The 21,632-nt window shown below is 67.4% G+C and carries 25 protein-coding genes; 11 read left to right on the forward strand and 14 right to left on the reverse strand.

The window, feature by feature from the left end:
• The first annotated feature begins 18 nt into the window (after positions 1-18).
• From ASF89_RS02235 to ASF89_RS02260, 6 genes are all read left to right on the forward strand, one after another.
• On the forward strand, positions 19-819 hold the full coding sequence (locus ASF89_RS02235; RefSeq protein ID WP_055811705.1) for a phosphatase PAP2 family protein: 801 nt from the start codon (positions 19-21) through the stop codon (positions 817-819).
• Positions 816-1,475 carry a DedA family protein gene (locus ASF89_RS02240; RefSeq protein WP_055811708.1) on the forward strand — a complete coding sequence of 220 codons (660 nt, stop codon included), beginning with the start codon at positions 816-818 and terminating at the stop codon, positions 1,473-1,475. Before ASF89_RS02235 ends, ASF89_RS02240 begins: the two co-directional genes overlap by 4 nt.
• The gene (locus ASF89_RS02245) at positions 1,462-2,133 is read left to right on the forward strand and encodes a response regulator transcription factor (RefSeq protein ID WP_055811711.1); all 672 of its coding nucleotides are present in this window, start codon (positions 1,462-1,464) and stop codon (positions 2,131-2,133) included. Before ASF89_RS02240 ends, ASF89_RS02245 begins: the two co-directional genes overlap by 14 nt.
• Positions 2,134-2,309: 176 nt before the next feature.
• Entirely contained in the window at positions 2,310-3,221 is a 912-nt protein-coding gene (locus tag ASF89_RS02250; protein ID WP_162240678.1) for a cell wall metabolism sensor histidine kinase WalK, read from the forward strand.
• A gap of 93 nt (positions 3,222-3,314) precedes the next feature.
• Positions 3,315-4,316 (forward strand): arsenic resistance protein, encoded by a 1,002-nt coding sequence (locus ASF89_RS02255; protein ID WP_055811717.1) that lies wholly within the window; start codon positions 3,315-3,317, stop codon positions 4,314-4,316.
• Between the two features lie 245 nt (positions 4,317-4,561).
• The gene (locus ASF89_RS02260) at positions 4,562-5,449 is read left to right on the forward strand and encodes an intradiol ring-cleavage dioxygenase (protein ID WP_055811721.1); all 888 of its coding nucleotides are present in this window, start codon (positions 4,562-4,564) and stop codon (positions 5,447-5,449) included.
• Between the two features lie 24 nt (positions 5,450-5,473).
• Here the strand turns inward: ASF89_RS02260 and ASF89_RS02265 are convergent, their stop codons facing one another.
• On the reverse strand, positions 5,474-5,839 hold the full coding sequence (locus tag ASF89_RS02265) for a DoxX family protein (RefSeq protein ID WP_055811724.1): 366 nt from the start codon (positions 5,837-5,839) through the stop codon (positions 5,474-5,476).
• Positions 5,840-5,874: 35 nt separating this feature from the next.
• Entirely contained in the window at positions 5,875-6,372 is a 498-nt protein-coding gene (locus tag ASF89_RS02270; protein ID WP_055811727.1) for a MarR family winged helix-turn-helix transcriptional regulator, read from the reverse strand.
• Between the two features lie 86 nt (positions 6,373-6,458).
• Between ASF89_RS02270 and ASF89_RS02275 the strand changes: the two genes are divergently transcribed.
• Together ASF89_RS02275 and ASF89_RS02280 are read left to right on the forward strand one after the other, a co-directional pair.
• Positions 6,459-7,517 (forward strand): LLM class flavin-dependent oxidoreductase, encoded by a 1,059-nt coding sequence (locus tag ASF89_RS02275; RefSeq protein WP_055811729.1) that lies wholly within the window; start codon positions 6,459-6,461, stop codon positions 7,515-7,517.
• Positions 7,514-8,191 carry an NADPH-dependent F420 reductase gene (locus ASF89_RS02280; protein ID WP_055811732.1) on the forward strand — a complete coding sequence of 226 codons (678 nt, stop codon included), beginning with the start codon at positions 7,514-7,516 and terminating at the stop codon, positions 8,189-8,191. Before ASF89_RS02275 ends, ASF89_RS02280 begins: the two co-directional genes overlap by 4 nt.
• A 39-nt stretch (positions 8,192-8,230) precedes the next feature.
• On the opposite strand, the gene ASF89_RS02285 is transcribed toward ASF89_RS02280, so the two are convergent.
• The 10 genes from ASF89_RS02285 to ASF89_RS02330 all read right to left on the reverse strand — a co-directional run bounded on the left by ASF89_RS02285 (position 8,231) and on the right by ASF89_RS02330 (position 17,071).
• Positions 8,231-9,556, reverse strand: coding sequence for a replication-associated recombination protein A (locus ASF89_RS02285; protein WP_235483956.1), 1,326 nt, complete (start codon positions 9,554-9,556; stop codon positions 8,231-8,233).
• Positions 9,549-9,905 carry an MmcQ/YjbR family DNA-binding protein gene (locus ASF89_RS02290; protein ID WP_055811737.1) on the reverse strand — a complete coding sequence of 119 codons (357 nt, stop codon included), beginning with the start codon at positions 9,903-9,905 and terminating at the stop codon, positions 9,549-9,551. The genes ASF89_RS02285 and ASF89_RS02290 overlap by 8 nt, the downstream gene beginning before the upstream one ends.
• A gap of 112 nt (positions 9,906-10,017) precedes the next feature.
• The gene (locus ASF89_RS02295) at positions 10,018-10,494 is read right to left on the reverse strand and encodes a MarR family winged helix-turn-helix transcriptional regulator (protein ID WP_055811739.1); all 477 of its coding nucleotides are present in this window, start codon (positions 10,492-10,494) and stop codon (positions 10,018-10,020) included.
• Positions 10,495-10,564: 70 nt separating this feature from the next.
• Positions 10,565-10,981: a hypothetical protein gene (locus tag ASF89_RS02300; protein WP_055811747.1), complete on the reverse strand. Its 417-nt coding sequence runs from the start codon at positions 10,979-10,981 to the stop codon at positions 10,565-10,567.
• A gap of 33 nt (positions 10,982-11,014) precedes the next feature.
• On the reverse strand, positions 11,015-11,911 hold the full coding sequence (locus ASF89_RS02305; protein WP_055811753.1) for an NADP-dependent oxidoreductase: 897 nt from the start codon (positions 11,909-11,911) through the stop codon (positions 11,015-11,017).
• A 35-nt stretch (positions 11,912-11,946) separates the two neighbouring features.
• Positions 11,947-12,822 (reverse strand): NmrA/HSCARG family protein, encoded by an 876-nt coding sequence (locus tag ASF89_RS02310; protein ID WP_055811757.1) that lies wholly within the window; start codon positions 12,820-12,822, stop codon positions 11,947-11,949.
• Between the two features lie 504 nt (positions 12,823-13,326).
• Positions 13,327-14,223, reverse strand: a complete 897-nt coding sequence (locus ASF89_RS02315; RefSeq protein WP_055811760.1) for an arginase family protein — start codon at positions 14,221-14,223, stop codon at positions 13,327-13,329.
• Between the two features lie 65 nt (positions 14,224-14,288).
• Positions 14,289-14,633, reverse strand: coding sequence for an EthD family reductase (locus tag ASF89_RS02320; RefSeq protein WP_162240679.1), 345 nt, complete (start codon positions 14,631-14,633; stop codon positions 14,289-14,291).
• A gap of 27 nt (positions 14,634-14,660) precedes the next feature.
• Positions 14,661-15,875, reverse strand: coding sequence for a family 1 glycosylhydrolase (locus tag ASF89_RS02325; protein WP_055811766.1), 1,215 nt, complete (start codon positions 15,873-15,875; stop codon positions 14,661-14,663).
• The gene (locus ASF89_RS02330) at positions 15,872-17,071 is read right to left on the reverse strand and encodes an MFS transporter (RefSeq protein ID WP_055811768.1); all 1,200 of its coding nucleotides are present in this window, start codon (positions 17,069-17,071) and stop codon (positions 15,872-15,874) included. The genes ASF89_RS02325 and ASF89_RS02330 overlap by 4 nt, the downstream gene beginning before the upstream one ends.
• A gap of 225 nt (positions 17,072-17,296) precedes the next feature.
• On the opposite strand from ASF89_RS02330, the gene ASF89_RS02335 reads away from it, so the two are divergent.
• Positions 17,297-17,923: a TetR/AcrR family transcriptional regulator gene (locus ASF89_RS02335; protein ID WP_082489718.1), complete on the forward strand. Its 627-nt coding sequence runs from the start codon at positions 17,297-17,299 to the stop codon at positions 17,921-17,923.
• 228 nt (positions 17,924-18,151) lie between these two features.
• On the opposite strand, the gene ASF89_RS02340 is transcribed toward ASF89_RS02335, so the two are convergent.
• Entirely contained in the window at positions 18,152-19,270 is a 1,119-nt protein-coding gene (locus ASF89_RS02340) for an MFS transporter (protein ID WP_055811773.1), read from the reverse strand.
• 176 nt (positions 19,271-19,446) lie between these two features.
• Here ASF89_RS02340 and ASF89_RS02345 point away from each other — a divergent pair, with 176 nt between their 5' ends.
• On the forward strand, positions 19,447-20,058 hold the full coding sequence (locus tag ASF89_RS02345; protein ID WP_055812998.1) for a TetR/AcrR family transcriptional regulator: 612 nt from the start codon (positions 19,447-19,449) through the stop codon (positions 20,056-20,058).
• Positions 20,059-20,292: 234 nt separating this feature from the next.
• Here ASF89_RS02345 and ASF89_RS02350 read toward each other — a convergent pair whose 3' ends face one another.
• On the reverse strand, positions 20,293-20,712 hold the full coding sequence (locus ASF89_RS02350) for a MerR family transcriptional regulator (protein ID WP_055811776.1): 420 nt from the start codon (positions 20,710-20,712) through the stop codon (positions 20,293-20,295).
• Between the two features lie 152 nt (positions 20,713-20,864).
• Between ASF89_RS02350 and ASF89_RS02355 the strand changes: the two genes are divergently transcribed.
• A complete protein-coding gene (locus ASF89_RS02355) occupies positions 20,865-21,578 on the forward strand; it encodes an SDR family oxidoreductase (RefSeq protein ID WP_055799598.1) in 714 nt (237 codons plus the stop codon).
• Positions 21,579-21,632 lie beyond the last annotated feature (54 nt).

The raw sequence follows: 21,632 nt of genomic DNA on the forward strand, positions 1-21,632 counted from the left end.
CGGGCGGAGCCTCGGCGCATGACCGTCCTGCACCGTCCGCCCTCGTCGGCGCTCTCTCGTGGCCGCACCGCGCCTCCTCTGTTCCCCGCCGTCCGAGCGGCCGTCCACGACCGGGCGTGGGCGGCGTGGGGCGCGACCGGCATCGTCGGCGTCGTCGTCGCGGGGCTGCTGATCACCTCGGGCGCCGGCGGCGTGAGCGAGGTCGACCTCGACCTCGTGCAGCACGCGAGCCGCGCGCACGAACCGGTGCTCGACGGGGCGGCGCTGCTCGTCGACCGGCTGCTCGGGCCGCAGCTCGGCGCGGCCCTCGTGCTGCTGCTGGTCGTGGCGGTGTGGGTCGTGAGCCGTCGCGCGGCTGCGGCCCTCACCGTCCTCGGCGTCGCGGTCGGGCCGTGGGCCGCGGCCGAGCTGGTCAAGCTCGTCGTGCAGCGCGACCGGCCCGACCCGGGGTTGCTCGTCGACCCCCTCATCATCGAGCCGCACTCGTTCTCGTTCCCCAGCGGGCACACGGCCCTCGCGACCGGGCTCGCGCTGGCACTCGTGCTGCTCGTCTGGGGGAGGCGCTGCGCGCCCGTCGTGGTCGGGGCCTCCGCCCTCGCCGTGGCCGCGGTCGGGCGGTCACGCGTCTGGATCGGCGTGCACTGGCCGAGCGACACGGTCGCCTCGGTCGTGCTCGGCTGCTCGGTGGTGGCGCTGGCCCTGCCACCGTGGCTGCGCCTCCTCGACCGGATCGAGCAGTGCTCCCGGCAGCCCCACCTCGTCGAGCCCTCGGCGCCGAACCCCTCCACGACCACCGACCCAGAACGGACCCGCTCGTGAGCATCCTCGACCCCCAGACCCTCCTCGCCGGCATGGGCCCGTGGGTCCTCGGCGGCCTCTCGCTGATGATCTTCGTCGAGTCGGGCCTGCTGTTCCCTTTCTTGCCGGGCGACTCGCTGTTGGTGACCGCCGGACTGCTGCACCAGAGCCTCGGCCTGAGCGTCGCGCTATGCGCGTTCGTCGCGGCGGCGGCCGGCGACCAGGTCGGGTTCTTCCTCGGGCACCGGTTCGGACGTCGCTGGTTCCGCCCTGACGCCCGCGTGCTCAAGACGGCGCATCTCGAGCAGGCCGAGGCGTTCTTCGAGCGCCACGGCGGCAAGGCCCTCGTGCTGGGACGCTTCGTGCCCGTGGTCCGCACCTTCGTGCCCCTCGCCGCCGGCACCAGCGGCTACCCGTACCGCCGGTTCATCGTGTGGAACCTCACCGGCGCGTTCCTCTGGGCCGTCGGCATGACGGTGCTCGGATCGCTCCTCGGTGGCCTACCCTTCGTGGCAGACCACATCGACCTGCTCGCCGTCGGGCTCGTCGTCGTGTCGGTGCTGCCGATCGTGGTCACCGCCCTGCGGCGCTCGCACACCGGCCGGGCCGAGAAGACCGCGACGGCGACGAACCCGAGGGCGAGGACGGACGAGGAGGCGGTGGGTGACCGGTCCTGACACGCACCCGCGCCTCCTGCTGGTCGAGGACGACCCGGGGCTCGGGCCCATCGTGGCCGACGTGCTCGGCGAGGCCTGGCAGGTCGACCTCGTGACCGACGGTCTCCGGGGCCTCGACGCGGCCCGGTCGGGGGCGTACGCGGTCCTGGTCGTCGACCGGCGCCTCCCCGGGCTCGAGGGAACCGAGCTCGTCGCGGCTCTCCGTCGGGAACACGTGACGACCCCCGTGCTGATGCTGACCGCGCTCGGCACGACCGCCGACCGCGTCGCGGGGCTCGACGGCGGGGCCGACGACTACCTCGTCAAGCCGTTCGAGTTCGACGAGCTGTTCGCCCGGCTCCGCGCCCTGACGCGGTCGTTCGTCACCGAGGAGCGCTGGCTCGACGTGGGGGAGGCGCGCTTCTTCCCTGAGAGCCGCATCGTCGTCACGCCCTGGTCGAGCCGGATCGTGCTGAGCGAGCGGGAGAACGCCCTCCTGGCCGAGCTGGCCCAGCGCCCGGACCACACCTTCGACCGGGCCGAGCTTCTCGCGCGGGTGTTCCCGCACGGCGAGCAGCTCGGCACCGTCGACACCTACGTCAGCTACCTGCGCCGCAAGATCGACCGCGACGTCGTGCTCACGGTGCGGGGGAGGGGCTACCGGGTGGGCGCGCTGTGAGTGGACGGCGACGGCTAGGGCGCGCACGAGGGCGCACCGGCGCGCAGTCCCGTCCTGAAGCCGAGACCGCACCCGAGGCCGCGGCGCTGCAGGCCGCTGCCCGGTCGATCGGCCGACAGATCGTGCTCGTCTCGGCCCTGGTCGTCGTCGGGGCCCTCGCACTCACCATCGCGTGGGTGCTTCACCAGACCGTCCCGCAGGAGCGCCTCGAGCAGGTCGCCGCCGCAGGTCAGGGCGAGGTCTTCGTCTCGGCCGCCGACGTCGTCGCCGGCCTCGTCGTGCTCGGCGTCGCGGGCGTCGTCTTCGCGGGGCTCGTCACGGTTGTCATCGCCCGCCGTGCCGTCCGGCCGCTGGGTGAGGCCCTCCGGCTGCAGCGCCAGTTCGTCGCCGATGCGAGTCACGAGCTGCGGACTCCCCTGGCGGTGCTCGACGCCCGCCTCCAGGCCCTGCAGCGCAAGATCGCCGGAGGCGCGGCGGCCGCCGACGAGCACGTCACCGCCGACCTGGCGAGACTCCGCGACGACTCGCGGGCCCTGGTCGACATCGTCGGCGACCTGCTCGAGGCAGCGGGAGGCGACCCTGCTCGGCCGGCTGTCGTGCCCGAAGCTGTGCGCATCGACGGCGTGGTCGCGGAGGTCCTGCGGTCGATGTCAGTGCTCGCCGACGAGCGCGACGTGACCTTGCGGCACGACACCACCACCGCCTCGAGGGTCGGAGTGCCGCACGCGAGCCTCCGACGGGCGGTGCTGGCTCTGCTCGACAACGCGATCGGCCACGCGCCCCCGGGCTCGACCGTCACACTGTCGACTCGGGACGAGCACGGCTCGGCCGTGCTCGCGGTCACCGATGAGGGGCCAGGGATCACAGGCATCGAGCCCACGCACGTCTTCGACCGGTTCGCGCGGTCGGAGCTGGCAGATGGAGCCGCGCGGCATGCCAGCGGCGGCACCCGACCGAGCTTCGGTATCGGTCTCGCCCTCGTCAGGGAGATCGCCCTCCGCCACGGAGGAAGCGTCCGGGTCGCTTCGACGTCTGCCGCGGGTACGACGCTCGAGCTGGTCCTGCCAGCCTCCACCGACACGACCTGACGCGAACCGTCGATAGTGTCCTCGAAAAGATTGCTATCCGGTTCGAACCTCTACGGTGGCTGACGTGCCTTCCTCTTCCACACCGGTCCTGCCGTGAACGTGGTCGTCTCCTGGCTCGAACACCGGCAGATCGGGCTCTACCTGGTCGCGATCCTGGCTGCCGGCGTGGTCGGCCTCATCGTGCCGGGGGCACACCACCTCGAGGGAGCGATCGAGCCCGTGCTCGCGCTGCTGCTGTTCGCGACGTTCCTCGGTGTCCCGTTCGCCGCGATGGGGAAGTCCCTCCGCGACGGACGGTTCCTCGCCGCGGTCGGGGTGCTGAACTTCGTCGTCGTCCCGCCCGTCGCGTACGGGCTGTCCCGGTTCGTCTCGGACGAGCCGGCGCTGCTGTTCGGGGTGCTGCTCGTGCTGCTGACCCCCTGCATCGACTACGTGATCGTGTTCGCCGGCCTTGCCGGCGGCGCGTCAGAACGGCTCCTCGCTGCGGCACCGCTGCTGATGCTGGCGCAGATCCTGCTCCTGCCGTTGTACCTGCTGCTGTTCATCGGCCCCGAGGGCGTCGCCTTGGTCGAGGTCGGTCCCTTCGCCCGGGCGTTCCTGCTCCTGATCGTCATCCCGCTCACGGCGGCCGCGCTCGTGCAGGCCCTCGCCCGGCGGCACCGATCCGGTGTCGTGATCGAGCGGACGATGCTGGGTCTGATGGTGCCGCTGATGATGGCGACCCTGTTCACCGTCGTGGCCTCGCAGGCGGGAGCTGTCGGGGACTCCATGGGGCGGCTGCTGGTGCTGGTGCCGATCTACGCCGGGTTCCTCGTCGTCATGGCAGCGCTCGGCATCGGTGCCGGCCGGATCTTCCGGCTCGACGTGCCAGCCACTCGAGCCTTGGTGTTCAGCGGCGCGACCAGGAACTCGCTCGTGGTCCTGCCTCTCGTGCTGGCCCTGCCGGCGTCGCTTTCGCTTGCTCCGGTCGTCGTCGTCACCCAGACGCTCGTCGAACTCATCGGCATGGTGATCTTCGTCCGGCTCGTCCCTCGTCTCGTCCCGAACCAGCGCGCCCCGATCGAACCCGGGGACGTCGAACCGGTGTCTCGATAAACGATCGTGGGTAGCACGATCAACGGGACCAGTGCTGGGTTCCGCCGAGGGGCGACTCGTGTGCGTGGTTGCGAATCGGTCCGATCGCACGCATCGTCACCATTCGATCCTTGCGGCTGCGAGACGCGCAATAACCGAATACGTCTTGACGTCGTTCACAGCTGATTCATCACCGGCTCAGGGCACTGGTTCACAGCGGACCGGGATCGTGATCCTCCCCGACGCTCGTTCTTCGAGAGGACAGCATGAGCCGCATCCCCGAGCCCGACGCCACCCCCGATGGGCCTGCCTACGAGGGGCGCCTGCTCGAGAGGGCCGGCGATGAGGTCGTCGACCAGGGGGTCGCTTTCGATGTCGGGACGCTCTTCTCGCGCCGGGCCGTGTTGAGCCTCATCGGCATCGGTGCCGGCGCGGTGGTGCTGGCGGCCTGCAGTGCCGCGGCCCCCGACCCGGTGGTCAGTCCTGGAGATGCGGCGACGACGGGAGGGGTGGCAGGTGAGATCCCGGAGGAGACCGCCGGCCCGTTCCCCGGAGACGGTTCGAACGGGGCCGACGTTCTCGAGCGATCGGGCATCGTCCGCAGCGACATCCGGACGAGCATCGGGGGAGGGGCCACTGCTGCCGGGGTGCCGATCACCCTGCGCCTCACGGTTCTCGACATGGCGAACGGAGACGCGCCGTTCGCCGGCGTCGCCGTGTACGTCTGGCAGTGCGACGCGAGTGGCGGTTACTCGATGTACTCCGCGGGCCTCGAGGACGAGACGTACCTCCGAGGCGTGCAGGTCGCCGACGCGACCGGCACGGTGGGGTTCACGTCGATCTTCCCCGGCTGCTACACCGGTCGCTGGCCGCACATCCACTTCGAGGTGTACCCGAACCGTGACGCGATCAGCGAGTCCGGGAACGTCATCGCCACATCCCAGGTCGCCCTGCTCGAAGACGCCAGCCGGGCCGTTTACTCCAAGGCCGGCTACGACGGTTCTTCGGGGAACCTCAACGAGGTCGGCCTTGACACCGACATGGTCTTCGGTGATGACGGTGGCGCTCTCCAGCTCGCGACGATGACCGGTGACGCGACCGCCGGCTACGAGGTGTCCCTCACGGTGCGTGTCGACACCGGCACGACCCCCTAGTCCTGCCGCCACTCAGTGGGAGGGTCAGACCAGCACGATGAAGCCGAGCACGGCTGCGACGATCGAGAGCACGCCCAGTACCAGCGGCGGGAGGACCGGTTCGTCTCGGCGTGCGTGAACGACGACGGCACCGGCCATGAGGGCAGCGAGTCCGAGAGCGGCGATCGGGCTGAGAAGGGGCGCGACTCCGGTCAGACGGGGCAGGACGAGTCCGATCGCCCCGATGGCTTCCAAGGCGGCGACGGTTTTGATCGCCAGCGGGGAGAAGTCTGCCGCCCAGGGCATTCCTCCGTCGATGAGGGCCGTTCGGGGGCGGAGGAGCTTCAGGATCCCGGCGCCGAGGAAGGCGAGAGCGAGAAGGCCGATGATGATCCAGAGTGCGATGTCCATGGTGTCTTTCATTGGGCTGTGTCAGCTGGGGTAGGTCAGCTGGGGGTGGTTGGCTGGGTGGTGTCGAGGTGCTGGTGCAGGGTCTCGGTCAGGGTTCGCATCGCGTCGAGCTGAGTCGGAGTGAACGCGTCGATGAAGATCTCGCGGACCAGCCGCAGGTGAGACGCCGATGAGCTGCGGAAGATCCTGGCGCCGGTGTCGGTCAGGGTCACGGCGGCTCCTCGTGCGTCGCCGCCCACGAGCCCTCTGGTGATGAGGCCGCGTTCTTCCATGCGGCGCAGGTGGTGCGACAGGCGGCTCCGCTCCCACCCCACGACATCCGCGACATCGGACGACCGGAGCGTCTTCTCGGCCGCCTCGCTGAGGGCGAGCATGACCGCGTAGTCGCCGGGTGAGATCCCCGACGTGTCGTGGAACGCGGTCGTCAGGGTGCGTTTGACCTGTTCGGACGTCTCGACGTAGTCGCGCCAGATCGCCAGTTCGGCCGCATTGGGCGATCTCCGTCGTGCTGGTGCGTCGTCTTCGTCTTTCATCGCGCCTCCTTGTTGACATCTTGACCGTAGCGGCAGATCATTGACACGTCAACCACACGGTTGACGTGTCAATGAGATGAGGAATCATGATCGACGTCGACTTCGGCCTCGACACCTTCGGGGACGTCCCCTCCGACGAGACCGGTGCGCCGGTCAGTCACGCCCGCTCCATCCGGCAGCTCGTCGATGAGGCCGTCATGGCCGACGAGCTCGGCGTGGACGTGTTCACGGTGGGTGAGCACCACCGACCCGAGTACTCGGTCTCGTCACCCGAGACCGTGCTCGCCGGGCTCGCGACGGCGACCCGTCGCATCCGCCTCGGTTCCGGGGTCACCGTGCTCAGCTCCGACGACCCCGTGCGCGTCTTCCAGCGATTCGCGACCGTCGATGCACTCTCGGGTGGCCGAGCCGAGGTGATCCTCGGGCGTGGCTCGTTCACCGAGTCGTTCCCCCTCTTCGGATACGACATGGCCGACTACGAGGTCCTCTTCGAGGAGAAGATCGAACTGTTCTCGCGCCTGCTGACCGAAGAGCCGGTCACCTGGTCCGGGACGACCCGGGCGCCGCTGACCGACGCGGACGTCTTCCCGAAGACCGAGCACGGCCTCTCGACCTGGGTCGGCGTCGGCGGGTCGCCGCAGTCGGTCGTACGGACGGCGAAGTACGGCTTCCCGCTCATGCTGGCCATCATCGGCGGCCAACCGCAGCGATTCGCACCATACCTCGACCTCTACCGCCGTGCCGCCGAGGAGTTCGGCACGACGGCCCACCCCATCGGCATGCACTCGCCCGGGTTCGTCGCCGACACCGACGAGGAGGCGCTGGAGGCCTGGTACCCGCACTTCAAGGTCGTCCGCGATCGCATCGGCGCTCTGCGCGGCTGGCCGCCGGTGACGCGGAGCGAGTTCGACCGCGAGGTGGCGTCCGGGTCGATGTACGTCGGCTCGGCCGAGACGGTCGCCCAGAAGATGGCCCGGACCATCCACGCCATGGGTGTCGGCCGTTTCGACATGATCTACACCTCCGGCACGCAGTCGATCAAGGACCGCCTCCGATCGGTCGAGCTCTACGGCACCACGGTCATCCCCCGGGTCCGAGAGCTCCTGGCCGAGATGCCAGCCCGCCCCTCGGTCGTGACCGCGTGACGACCCCGACCATCGCGATCCTCGGCGCCGGCAAGCTCGGCACCGTCCTGGCCCGGCTGGCCATGGCGGCGGGGCACCGGGTTCTCGTTGCGGGATCCGGTGACCCCGAGAGGATCCGCCTGATCCTCGCCGTCGTCTCTCCCGGCGCGGAGCCCGCTCGCGCAGCCGACGCCGTGGACGCGGCAGACGTCGTCATCCTCGCGCTGCCGCTTGGACGGCTGGGCACCGTCCCTGCCGACGCACTGCACGGAAAGGTCGTGATCGACGCCATGAACTACTGGTGGGAGGTCGACGGCACCCGTGACGATCTCGGCGACCCCCGCACCTCGACCAGCGAGCTCGTACAGCATCACTTTCCTCAGTCGGTGATCGTCAAGGCCTTCAACCACATGGGATACCACGACCTCGACGAAGGACCCAGGCCCGTGGGCGCTGCGGACCGCAAAGCGATCGCGGTCGCCGGAGACGATCCTCACGCCGTCGCCACGGTCTCGGCTCTCGTCGACGCGTGGGGCTTCGACCCCGTCCTGGCCGGTTCGCTGCACGACAGCATCGAACTCGAACCACACGCCGAGACCTTCGGCGCGAACGTGACCGCCAGCGAACTAGAAGAGATGCTGGAACGGTTCCCGAGCACCCTTCGAGGGCTCGAGGTGGCCCTCGCCCGGTCATGACGCCGAGCGCGCCTGCAGTGTCCGGTGCTGGTCGGGTGGCTAGTCCGAGGCGGCAGTCCGGTCGGTGGTTTCGGGCTTCTCGGTGCGCAGTTGAGCCCAGTGGCGCAGGCGCTCGGTGATGGCCCGCTCGTAGCCTCCGGTGGTCGGTTCGTAGAACGTCTCTCGGGGCATGTCGTCGGGGAAGTAGTCGGCTCCTGAGAAGCCCGTCTCGGTGTCGGGGTCGTATTGGTACCCGTGGCCGTAGCCGAGATCCTTCATCAGTCGGGTGGGGGCGTTGAGGATGTGCGCCGGCGGCATCAGCGAGCCCGTACGTCGGGCTGCGGCGCGGGCTCGGGTGAAGCCGCGGTAGACGCCGATCGACTTGGGTGCGGTCGCGAGGTAGAGCACCGCTTGGGCGATGGCGAGTTCCCCCTCGGGGGAGCCCAGTCGTTCGTAGACGTCCCATGCGGACAGGGCCTGCTGCACGGCCCCGGGGTCGGCCATGCCGATGTCCTCGGTGGCGAACCGGGTGATGCGCCGGGCGATGAACAGCGGGTCCTCTCCGCCGTCGAGCATCCTGGCCAACCAGTAGAGGGCCGCGTCCGGGTCCGAGCCTCGCATGGACTTGTGGAGCGCGGAGATGAGGTTGTAGTGCCCCTCCTGCGACTTGTCGTAGAGGGGGGCACGTCTCTGAACGGCCGCGGCGAGAGCTGCGGGGTCAACGGGCGCGGGAAGTGCTTCGATCTGCTCGATCATGTTCAGCAGATAGCGACCGTCGCCGTCGGCCATCGCGACCAGGGCCTGACGGGCGTCCGCGTCGAGGGGCAGGGGTCGTCCCAGTACGGTCTCGGCTCGGCCGATCAAGGTGTCGAGCGCTGTCGCGTCGAGACGTTCGAGGACGAACACCTGACAGCGCGAGAGGAGCGCACCGTTGAGCTCGAAGCTGGGGTTCTCGGTCGTGGCGCCGACGAGGACGATCGTGCCGTCCTCGACGTAGGGCAGAAAGGAGTCCTGCTGCGCCCGGTTGAAGCGGTGGATCTCGTCGACGAACAACAGCGTCCCCTGACCGAGCTCCCGACGACGCTGTGCCGCCTGGAAGACCTTCCGCAGGTCGGCGACACCGGAGAACGTCGCCGAGAGAGGCTCGAAGGCGAGGTTGGTCTGTTCGGCGAGGAGGCGCGCGATGGTGGTCTTGCCGCACCCGGGCGGTCCCCACAGGATCATCGATATGAGCCGCCTGGTGCTGACCATCCGCCCGATGGGGGCGTCAGTGGCGAGGAGGTGCTCCTGACCGACCACATCGCCCAGCGCGGGAGGTCGCAGGCGGTCCGCGAGAGGCCGGGAGGTGTCGTCGACCTCGAACAGGGAAGGAGGCTGCTCACTCATCGGCTGCATCCTCCAAGCGTCCGCCGGCGAGTTCGTAGGATCCGCGGACGAGATCGTCGATGAGTGTCTTCGTCACGCCGGTTCCCGCGCCGACGGAGATCCAATGCTGTTTGTCGAGATACCGACCAGGTGCGATGGAGGCGTGGTCGCGGCGAAGCGCATCACCTCGGTGGGGATCGACTTTCACGGTGATGATCTGAAAGTCCGGGTCATCCTCGGTGACGATGAGGAACACCTTCTTGTCCACTTTCCACACCTCGAGATGCGGGGTGAACGGGTGGCCTCGACTGACACCGGCCAGTGTTCCTGCCGTGTCACGTGCTGCTCGTTGCAGACCTTCTCCCTGCATGCGTCCTCCCGGTTCTGATCGATGGGGCGTGTAGGCGGACGATCGCACGTTCTGCCACGGCCCCACCGGTGTGAGGTGAAAGCTCGGTGTGGCACGTCGGTGCCCGCGTCGCTCATGAGGCCGGATCGGCTGTCGTCTCCGTCAGTGTCACGGCCACGCGGGCCAGAAGGTCACGGAGCTGAGCCTGCTCATCGGAGGACAGTCCGGCCGAAGTGTGCTCCTCGAGGGTCGCCCAGGCCGCTGTCACGGCGTCTTCCAGTTCCCGTCCGGCTGTTGTCGGTGACACGAGGACAACGCGACGGTCAGTCGATGACCGTTCCCGCTCGATGAAGCCGCTGCGCTCGAGTCGCGCGAGCATCTTGGCCATTGTCGGCGGCTCGATGAGCAGCAGACGGGTCAGATCGGCCTGAGTCCGCGGGGATTCTTTCCACAGCAGCATGAGGACGAACTCCTGGCCCGCGGCGAGACCGAGCTCTTCCAGGAGCGACCCGGCGAGTTTCCGGTGCGCTTTGGCCACTGTGGGGATCAGCGAGCTGATCGGCCCGACCGTGTGTCGGGTCAGGCCGATCTCCTCGTGGGGCGACGACATGCGGCTACCTGTCCTTCTCGCTGCTCGGAACGCTGCGCGCCAGTCTCCCACCTGGCGCAGACCCCGATGATCAGCGAGTGATCCACCGCTGGATGGCGTCGTAGGCGTTCTGGGGGCTGGTGTTGAAACTGATGCGGATGCCGGGTTGGAGGTCGATGAGGACGTTCACGACGCGTTCGAGCAGGACGGTGTTCTCCGGCAGCATGCGAACGCCGCCGCCGATGAGGGCCACTCCGTAGGGCTGCTCCGCGAAACGAGTTCGGAGATGGGCCTCTGTCTCGTCGGGATCTCTGCTGATGCCGCAGAGGGCACCCTCGACCCCTTGTTCCTTGATGGCGGCCCAACCGCGTTCGATCTGTTCGGAGAGCTGCTCGACGGTCATGTTCAGCGGGGCGAGTTCTTCGGTCGTCATGGCCTCGGCCGCGAACCCGATGAACAGCGTCTGGTTGTTGATGGGTGCTGCGACGGATGAGTTCCTGTGCGACATTGTGCTTCTTCCTTCGGTGGGGGTGACGACTGGTCAGGGGATGACGATGAGCTTTCCGCGGGTGTGGCCGGCTTCGGAGGTCCGGTGAGCGATCGCCGCGTCGGCGAGTTCGAAGCGCCGATCGATGTGCAGACCGAACGCGGGAAGGGCTGCGGCTTCGGCGAGAGCGTCGCGGGGATCCGTGGTGCGGCCATCACCCGTGGAAACGCGTGCGCCGAGCTGCGGCGCGGTGAAGTCGGAGATCGAGATGACCTTGGTGGGGTCGCCGACCAGGGCGATGAGCTCGCCGATGACTCCCTTGCCTGATAAGTCGAGTGCGCCGTCGACACCCTCGGGTGCCACGGTCTCGACCCGGCCGACGAGGCCCGAGCCGTAGGTCACGGCTACCGCCCCGAGCTCCCGCAGGTAGGCCTGGTTGTGTTCGCTGGCAGTGCCGATGACCCGGAGCCCCCGGGCTGCGGCCAGCTGGATGAGGGCCGATCCGACGCCGCCGGAGGCGCCGCTGAGGAGGATCGTCCCGTCGTGGATTCCCAGCTCGAACAGGAGGCGGTGAGCGGTCTCGACTGCGACACCCCAGCCGCTGGCCTCGACGGGGTCGACGCCGCCGGGAACCTTCGCCCACGCGTTCAGGACAGCCTGTTCGGCGAGCGTGTTCCGCCCGATGCCGAAGACGACGTCGCCCGGCGCGACGTCATCGACGTCGGTGCCGACGTCGAGGACCGTGCCGGCCGCGTCGAATCCCGTGCCGCTCGGGGCCGTGAGCGGTGCCCCGCCTGACATCATGCCGGCACGGAGTTTCGCGTCGAGTTGGTTGATTCCCGCCCCGGCGACCTGAATCAGGATCTCACCTGCGGACGGGCTCGGGGTCTCCACATCGACGATGTCGAGGACGTCGGCGGGACCGTAGGTTGTGAACTGGACGGCTCTCATGCGGTGCTCCTGGTCTTGATATGTGTCGGATGCGGTTACGCGGCGGGGGTGTAGTCGACGGCGTGGAGCCACTGGCGGAAGGTCCACGTTCCGGGGGCGATGCGTCGGACCTGCTCGAGGTCGGCCTGGTAAGCGGGCGTCTCGGCGAACCAGCGGAACATGGCCTGCATGTCGTCATTGCCGTCCATGACCGTCAGGGGCAGTGCCTCGTACCGGGCGGGCATGCCTGTGTGCTCGGCGAACGCGGCCGCGATCTCGCTGCCCGTCAGGGCGTCCCCTGCGATCTCGAGCGATGCGGGCACCGCGGTCTGGTCGAGCAATGCGGCGGCAGCGATGACGCCGATGTCGCGGGTGGCGATGAGCTGAAGGGGGACTGCGTCGGGGAAGGGCAGACGCAGGACCAAGGTCCCCTCCTCCACAGTGGGTGCGAAGCCGAAGAAGTTATCGGTGAAGAACACGGGCCGAAGGATCGTCGTGTTCAGGCCGAGTGAGTCCAGGTGCTGCTCGACGAGGTGCTTCGAATCGAAGTGCGGCACGCCGGATCCGCGCTCGGCGCCTCCGACGGAGTTGAACACGACTTGGCCCACACGGGCGGCGGCGGCCGCGTCAGCCAGGGCGATGCCTTGTGCGGTCTCGCCCTCCAGGTCAACGTTCTGCATACCGCCGGGAGGGGTGGTCATGAACCAGAATGCGTCCACGCCCTGAAGGGCCGCGGTCAGAGTCGCGGGGGAGTCGATGTCGATCTGCACGAGCTCGACACCGCGCGCAGCCAGTGCAGTGGCTTTTTCCGATGCCGTGTTGCGTAGGAGCGCTCGCACTCTCGCGCCGCGCTCGAGGAGAGCGTCGGTGACCGCGCCTCCCTGTGCTCCGGTTGCTGCGAAAACTGCCACGGCGGCTGTCGTCTGTGTCATGGTGGGGCTCCTCTGATTGACCGTCTACGCAATCATGAGCCGGCTAACTAATTTTTGGGAAGAGAGTTCCGGAGTCTCGGGTGAACTCACAGGATTGAATGACCCGTTGACAGCCGAGGTCTACGTTGCGATCTTCTCGAGTCCCGCCTACTGGGTCGCCGGGTGGCTGCTGTCGACGTTCTTGTTCCTTGTCGTCCCCAGCCTGCGCCTATCCCCTCTCCCGTGCCGCTACGGGCCAGGCGATGAGCAGTAACACAGCGGCCCAAGAGGGAATCGTTTCCCGAGATTCCGATGGGACGCAGGATGAGGTGAGGGGTCGTGTGGGTGGAAGCGAAGGGTGGGGCGTCCACGTGAGGACGCCCCACCCTTCGTGAGCGCAGAAAATCAGTTTGTTGCGCTTCCAGAGTAGGTACACCTGTTAAGTCGGGAGCTACGGACGTTCTGGTCTTCGCTAGACCAGATGGGCGACAGGGCGACGCTCGCGAAAACGCCTCGTGACAAGCTTCAGGGGCGCCCGTTGACGAGCGGGAAATCGGCCACCAGGGTGGTCAAGTGCATCACCTGGCGTGGGATGAACTCCGCGATGGTGAGGCCGACGACGTCGAACTCGGCTCGCACATCGGCGACGATGCGTTGCGCTTGCACGCTGGTCAGGCCGTCGGGTACTGCTCCGAGGCCGAGCACGACCTCGTTGCTGTCAATGGTGTCGACGTCGAGATGGATTGCCACTTTCGTGGCGCCCGTGGACTTGAGCCACTCAACTAAGGCATTGGTGCCGCTGCGGAGATCGTCCGGGGTGAAAGTAGACAGCCCCCAATCCGCGACATTGGGGAAGTCGTCATCAGTCCAGTCGTGCAGGCCGACGAGCGCTACTCGGGCTGCGGGGACCGTGGCCGGGAGTTCATCGAGGATGTCCTGGTCGCCATGACCGGTGATCGCTGACACCGCCATCGCGTGGTAGCCGTGGTAGTCACTGGTGCCGGTCCCGATGTCGGGGTGGGAGTCGACCCAGAGGACGGCGAGATCGTCACCGTACTTCGCGGCCAAGGACGTGAACGGGGCGACGCTCACTGAGCACTCCCCGCCGAGGGTGAGGATGCGTTCCGGTGCGTGTTCCCTCACAAGCTCGACAGCCTTCGACAGCTGGCGAACAACGGCCTCTTTGGCCTCGAGACCATCGCGCTCCTGCAGGCCCTCGTTACCCATATCGACAGGGACGACAGCGGTCGGGCCGTCGTGCTGAGGCAGGACCGCCTGGAGGACCTCTGTTCCCACTGCGTATCCACGCCGGGCCGTTTCGAGGGGGAACTCCGGGGCAAGTTCAGCGACCATTTCGGCCGTTGCGCCCTGCCACTGAGGCCAGATCAGGCGGAGAGTCGTGGAGGGGATGATGCTGTTCATCTCGGGTCCTTTACGGGTGGTGCGGTCTTGGGTCGTGAAAACGCTTGTCGGGGCAAGGCAGCCCGTCAGCGTGTGGTCGGGGTGTGTGTCCCGGGGAAGGTCGTTGCGGGAATGAACAGGACGTTCGGCCAGTCGATGAACGTGCCCGTGTCCGCGTCGACGGTCACGCCTTGCGCCGAATCAAACGCTGCACGAGCGCTGTCGTAAGAGTCGAAGGTGTAGATCGAGAGAGCGTCATGATGCGGGAAGGCCTCGGGGGCAGTCCATGCTTGCTTTCCGTGAGCGAGCTCAGCTTGTTGGTACGACACCAACCCGGGGAGTTCACGTGCGAGCTGTCGGTGGATGGTGCGGTAGTGCTCGAAGAATTCATCGCGGCTCAGGCCGGCTACCCGTTTGGTGAGAATGACCATCGTGTACACAAGGTGCTCCGTGTCTTTTCAGGGGGTGAGGGCCAGTGAGTGGCGGCGAGCGAGCTCGCCGTACCAGCGGGCGCTGGGCTTGATGCTTCGGGCAAACGTTGTGTGGTCAAAGCCGATGAGGCCGAACCGGGGTCCGTAGCCGAGTGCCCACTCGAAATTGTCGATAGCTGACCAGTGCAGATAACCCCGAACGTCGACACCGTCAGCAATCGCCGCGTCAAGGGATCGGAGCGCCCGGTTGATGAACTCGACCCGCTCGGTGTCGTCGTCGGTAGGAACTCCGTTCTCTGTGACGACGATGGGGACGTCGCCGACAACGCTCTTGGCTAGCCGGACTGCATTGCCGAGCGCTTCGGGGTAGTACTCCCAGATGGCCGTCATGCGGTCCTCCGGGCCAGGAAGCACCTCGCCTGCCGAGTTGAAGCGACTTCGGGTGTAGTTCTGCACACCGACGAAGTCGTCGTCTCGGGCGGCGCGCAGATACGGCGCCTCGAACGTCTCAAACCACTCCTCGGCGGCTGCGCGGCCCTCTTCTTCGTGCTGGACGTCGTGAAGAACCACGGTCCAGCCGGCGTGTGCATCGGTACCGGCTCGAACAACATCGCGAGCGGCGCGGTGAGCCGTGATGAGACTCTCGATCTCCGTGTCGGAGGCGAGCGGCATGGGCCCGCCGTGCCAGGCGTTCAGGGCGGCTTGATCGCCGCGATGAAGGGCGCTCATGAGCGGCTGCAGTCCAGGCTCGTTGATGGTGGCAACCCATTCCGCTCCCTCGTTCAGCACAGGCAGCACCGTCTCCGCATAGGAGGCAAACAGCTCAGCGGCGCCGTCTGCCTGCCACCCTCCTGCTCGGCGGAACCACGCGGGCAGGGTGACGTGTTGCAACGTGACCACTGGTGTGAGGCCACGCTCGACGCAACCGGCAACCATTCGCTTGTAGTGATCGATCGCAGCCATTGAGACAGCGCCTCGCTCAGGTTCGATTCGTGACCATTCGAGGCTGAAACGGTAGGAGTTCAAGCCCAGGCTGGCCAGGATGTCGAGGTCCTCGGGCCAGCGATTGAAGTGATCTGCCGCGTCGCCGCTGGGTTCTGCGATCACGGGTGAGTTCGAGTGTTCGAGTGCCCACCAGTCGCTCGAGACGTTGTTGCCTTCAACTTGGTGCGCTGCGGTCGCTGCACCCCAGAGAAAGTCCTCAGGCACGGAAAAAGAGGGGAAGGGGATCTGTTCGGTCATCGTGAGCCTTTGATGAAGCGCACCGCGACAGCACCCAGGAGTGCGAAGACGGCGGCCGAGATGTACAAAGCGGTGTAGTTCTCGGACCCGAGGACGCCGAAGAGGATGGCGGCGAAGACCGGAGCGAGGGACTGGGGGAGAGCATTGGCGATGTTGAACACGCCAAGGTCTTTTCCGGCCTCATCCGCGTCCGGCAGGAGGTCTGCGATAAGGGCGAGGTCAACAGACATGTGTATGCCGATCCCCAGGCCGACGACGACGACTCCGAGGTAGAACGCACCGATGCTGTCGGCGAAGGCGATGACGGGAAACCCGATAGCTGCGATGAAGGTCGCGACGACAATGAAGATCTTGCGCCGTTGGAGCTTGTCGGAAAGCCATCCGCCGCCGCTTGAGCCGATGACGATGCCGGCGACCAGGACGAGGGATGCTGTGCCGAGGGCCGTAGCGACGTTGTCGTTGGTGTACCCAAGGCGATCGATGAGGAAGAACGATTGGTAGGTCAGTAGGCACATCCAGGCCAGGACGATGAAGAACCGGCTCCACCATGCCCACGCGAAATCGGGGTGCTTCAACGGGCTCACCCAGAACGTCGTGATGAACGTCTTGAAGCTCAGCGGGGCAAGCGCTTCGGAGGTCCGCCGCTCCTTGAGGACGGGAGCGAAAACGAGGACCAGGACCAGACCGATGACCGCGGGTGCAATGAACATCAGGGCGGTGTTGAAGGAGAACCAGGCAGCGACGTAGGCAGCGACGGCAAGCGAACCGTAGTTGCAGACCCCGGCAAGGCCTGCGACCTTGCCCCGCTGCGCGGCCGGGATCTCATCTGCCAAAACGGCAGTCAGCGTCGCGATGGCGGCGTTGTACGCCAGCTGAGCCACGCACCACGCAACGAGGATCACGGGGATCGAGGTGGCGAAGCCGATGACGGCGAGGGCGGCGACGCCAACAATCATCCCGCCAATGAAGAACGGGCGGCGTCGCCCGAAGCGTGACCTTGAGCGGTCGGACAACCGACCGAAGAGCGGGTTACCGAACATCGCGAACAGGGCGCCCACACCGACGATCAGCCCGTAGGCGTTGACGGCGTTCTCGCCGGCAGTCTCCCGCATCCGGATCGACAACGTCACCAAGGCCGGTGCGTAGACCGCGAGCCAGAGCCCGAGGTTGGCCACCGTGTACAAGGCAATGAACATCGGTGATTTCTGTGTCGGATCAGCGGTGGGCCGACTATCCGGCGCAACAACACCGTTCGGGGAAGAGGTCACGAGCTTCTCGATTCAGGCAGCGAGTCAGCGGCAACGCCGGACAGACTCTGAGTGACTAGTAAGTTTTGGCGAGCATACACATCTCTGAGTGGTTGGTAGGTTTTCGTAACCGGCCCGAAACACATTCCTCACGATGTGTGCGACCGTGGTGCCATGAGTTCCACAGCACCAGCACCTGAGAAGGGTCGTCGGGGCGGCAACGCCGCGGGGGACGCGGCACGTGAGCGCATTCTGACCGCAGCGCAGGAGGCGTTCAGTGACCGCGGCTATCGCGGTACGTCCCTCGCGGACGTCGGGCGGTCTGTCGGCCTCACGCAGCAGGGAGTGCTCTATCACTTCCCCAGTAAGGCGGGCCTGCTCGTGGCGGTGCTCAACGAGAGGGACGAGCGTGACATCAGGAGATCCCACAGCGATGAGAAGCTGATTGGCATCGGTGTCCTCGACGCGTGGGACGAGACCGTGGAGCTCAACGCCCGGAACTACGGCCTCGTCCGTCTTGCGCACGTGCTCACTGCCGAGGCGCTCGGAGCGGACCACCCGGCGAGCACCTACTTCCGCGACCACTTCGACATCGGCTACGACATGCTCCTTGCCAGCTTCCAGGCCGGTGTCGAAGAAGGTTCGCTCCGCGGCGATTGCGACTACACCGTGATCGCCAGGCAGGTAATTGCCATGAGTGAGGGTCTGGAGGTGCAGTGGCTCATGAGCCCAGACTCACTGGACATCGTCCGGTGCTTCCACGAATTCACGCAGTACCTTCGCGCCCGCATCACCGTCTAGGGCGTGGGGCTGCTCCCCAGTCGACGCCACCTGACCCGCAGTGAGACGCTGGTCGCCTGCTCCCTGAGCGGGCGGCCAGCGTCATGCCCCACGCGCGGCGCGTGACCGATCACGGGTGCCGGCGTCGGTCAGGCTCATGTCGGTGGTCTCTTCTACCGTCCAGCTCATGGGCGTTCGAGGATCGTCTACCGGGCGCTTCTGGTCAGAAATTCCGATCGGCGGGGCTGCTCAGCGCGGCGGGAAGGCTGTCCTGCGTCCGAGGGCGACGGTCAGCAAGGCGATTGCCGAGAGGGCGATCATCGCGATGGGAATTGCGGCAGGCCCGATGCCGTCGACGAGGATGGCGCCAGCCGCTCCTCCGCCGAAGATGGCGAGGTTGAAGGCTGTGGTGAGCATGGCGTTGGCGACGTCTACGCTCTCGCCGGCGGCATTGCCCATCGCTGTCTGCAGTTGTGTTGCGGAGCCGCCGAAGGCGATACCCCACAAGGCGATCGCAGCGATCGTGGCGGGCGCAGAGGTGGGGAGGGCGAGCAGCAGTGCTCCGGCGATGATGAACATCGCCGTGCTGATGAGAGCGAGGTGCCGCAGTGATCGATCGATGAGTGCGCCGGTGATCCAGATGCCGACGAGTGCCGCCAAGCCGAAGGCGAAAAGGGCGACATCGGGGCGGATGCCGGTGCTCGTGCCGGCGAGGTAAGGGGCGATGTAGGAGTAGAGCAGGTTGTGCGCGAGCATCCAGGTGAATACGACAGTGAGGATCACGGCGATGCCGGGGATCACGAGTACTCGGCCGAGGGGGAGTCTCGAGCTCGAACGCTGACCTGGCGCGTTCGGCACGTGCGAGAGCACGAGCAGGACGACGACCACCGTGATCGCAGAGACCGCGGCGAAGGACCATCGCCAGCCGACCGTCGCACCGAGCCAGGCCCCGAGCGGGGTGCCGATGGAGAGTGCGATGGGTGTGCCGGCCATAGCGATCGCGAGGGCTTGCCCGGCGCGCTCGGGGGCGGCGATACGGCGGGCGTAGCCGGCGAGCATGCCCCAGATCAGGCCGGAGAATGCGCCGGCGATGAAGCGCACGACGAGGGCGACCCCCAATGTCGGCGCGATCGCGGTGAGCGTGTTGGCGACCAGGAAGCCCAGTAGCCCGATGACGAGCAACGGCTTGCGCGATGTCCCCTGGGTCATCGCGATAGTGGGGATGGCCGCGACGACGGTGCCGAGTGCGTACACCGTGATCAGCTGGCCGGCGGTCCCGTCGCTGACGTCGAACGCGTGGGCGAGCTGGGGCAGGAGGCCTGCTGGAAGCGTCTCGGTCATGATGATGATGAACCCGCTGAGTGCCATGAGGACGAGTGGCAGTGCCGGGAGGGAGCGCTCGTCCTGGTGTCGCCGTCTGGCTGTCGTTTCGGTTCGGGGGTGGGGCACCGATCACTCTTCTCTGTTTATGGAATGGTCGCTCCAATACTGCTGATGGGTCCCCCCGTGTGTCAAACTGGATCGACCGATCCGAAAGGGTGAAGATGTCACAGCAGGGACGACCGAGAGCCTTCATCGAGCAGGATGTGCTCGACGCAGCGATGCTGGTGTTCTGGCGCCACGGGTACGAGGCATCGTCCATCGCGCGATTACGTGCGGCGACCGGGCTCTCGTCGGCGAGTCTCTACGGTGCTTTCGGCTCGAAGGAGGGCTTGTTCGAGCGTGCGGTGGAGCATTACGCCGCTGGCCCTGGGCGAGTGAGCGAGCTCGTCGGCGACCCGAGGAGAGATCCGCTCGAGGCTCTCAGTTCGATGCTGCACGGAACGATCGACATGCAGTCGGACGCCGCCCACCCGGGCGGCTGCCTCGTCACGCTCTCCGCGACCCTCGGCGCGGACGGCGACGACGACATCGCCGCGCGGTCAGTCGTGGCCGAGCGGCGCGCCGAGGATCGAGCGCGCATCGAGGCATGCCTTCGTCGAGGGCTCACCGCAGGCGTGACCCGTGCCGACCTCGACCCCGGTGTGGAGGCGGTGCTGGTTCACTCATTCGTGCTGGGGCTATCGACGCAGCTGCTCGATGGTGTGGAACCTGCGAAGTTGCACGCTGCCGCAGACCGCATCGTCGACGGAGTGCGCCGCGATGACCAGGCGTGACCGGGTCGCGGCTGCGCACGATCCCACGCAGGGAGGTGCGATAGGCGATACCTCACCGAGAAACACGGTGCCAGCGAACCGAACCCCTGCTCGGAGGCGCGGATCGCCGCCCCACACCATCGAGCAGACGGACGGCCCTACGAGGTCGACGGCAGCGGCAGCCGCTTCGTAGGCGGGGTGATCGAAGAGCCGTCGCGGCCGTGGTTCGTCGGATCCGTTGGAGCGTCCTGCGGCTCAGGCCGTGGCGGCCGTCGCATGCGCGCCCTCGTACGCCGGTCCGCTCTCGCGCAGCGCCGGGCAGTGCTTGGGGGTCGGATTCAGACAGATGTCGATGACGCGGGACAGCTCCTCGCGGGCCCGCTCGAGCTCGGCGATACCCGCGGCGATGCGGTCGCGCTCGGAGTGGAGCAGGGCCATCGCCTCGGGGGCGGCGACACCGGTGTCGACGCTCGGCAGCAGCTGCATGATCGTGCGGCTCGGCAGCCCCGCCGTGTACAGGCGCTGGATGAGCTGCACGCGCTCGATCGCGGACTCGGGATAGATGCGCTGGCCGCTCGTGGTGCGCTCCGCTGGCAGCAGCCCCTGCTCCTCGTAGTAGCGGAGCGCTCGCGTGCTCACGCCGGCCTTCGTCGCCACATCACCGATGCGCAGCATGCGTCTTCCTCCCGGCCGTTCGGCCCGTCGATCACGTCGACGTCGACGTCGCCGATCTGACGGGTGGACTTGCCCTTTACGTCAACGTCAACACCTAGCGTAGGCCGTGCCGTACCCCGCATCCGATTCGGGCGGCAGAAGGAAGAGCACGCATGGACATCCAGGATCAGGTCGCCCTCGTCACCGGCGCCAACCGCGGCATCGGCCGCACTTTCGTCGAGGAACTGCTCGCGCGCGGCGCCCGCAAGGTCTACGCGACCGCCCGCCGACCCGAGGCCATCGACATCCCCGGGGTCGAGGTGGTGCGACTCGACCTCACCGACCCCGCATCCGTGACCGCCGCCGCCGAGATCGCACAGGACGTCACGCTCGTCGTGAACAACGCCGGCATCTCGACCGGAGCCGGTCTCCTCACGGGCGACATGACGGAGATCCGCCGCGAGATGGACACCCATTACTTCGGCACTCTCGGCGTCATCCGGGCCTTCGCGCCGGTCCTCGCCGCGAACGGCGGCGGCGGGATCGTCAACATCCTGTCGGCGTTGTCGTGGTTCGCGGCGCCCGGCTCGGGCGGCTACGCGGCGGCCAAGGCGGCCGAGTGGAACATGACGAACGCGCTCCGGCTCGAGCTCGCCGGCCAGGGCACCCTCGTGCAGGGCGTGCACCTCGGCGCGGCCGACACCGACATCATGGCCGGCTACGACGGCCCGAAGATCGACCCGCGGGACGTGGCGCGCGCCGCGCTCGACGGAGTGGCTGCCGGTGAGATCGAGGTCGTCGTCGACGACTGGAGCCGCATGGTGAAGGACTCGCTGAGCGCGGATCCGAAGGCCTTCTACCAGCAGATGCAGGCGATCCTCGGCTGATTCCTACGATTTTGATCTCGATGGAGAAGCGGTCACCTCGTCCAACCGCTCGGC

Origin of the sequence: Frigoribacterium sp. Leaf172 (assembly GCF_001424285.1) — a bacterium.
Taxonomy (GTDB): Bacteria; Actinomycetota; Actinomycetes; order Actinomycetales; family Microbacteriaceae; genus Frigoribacterium.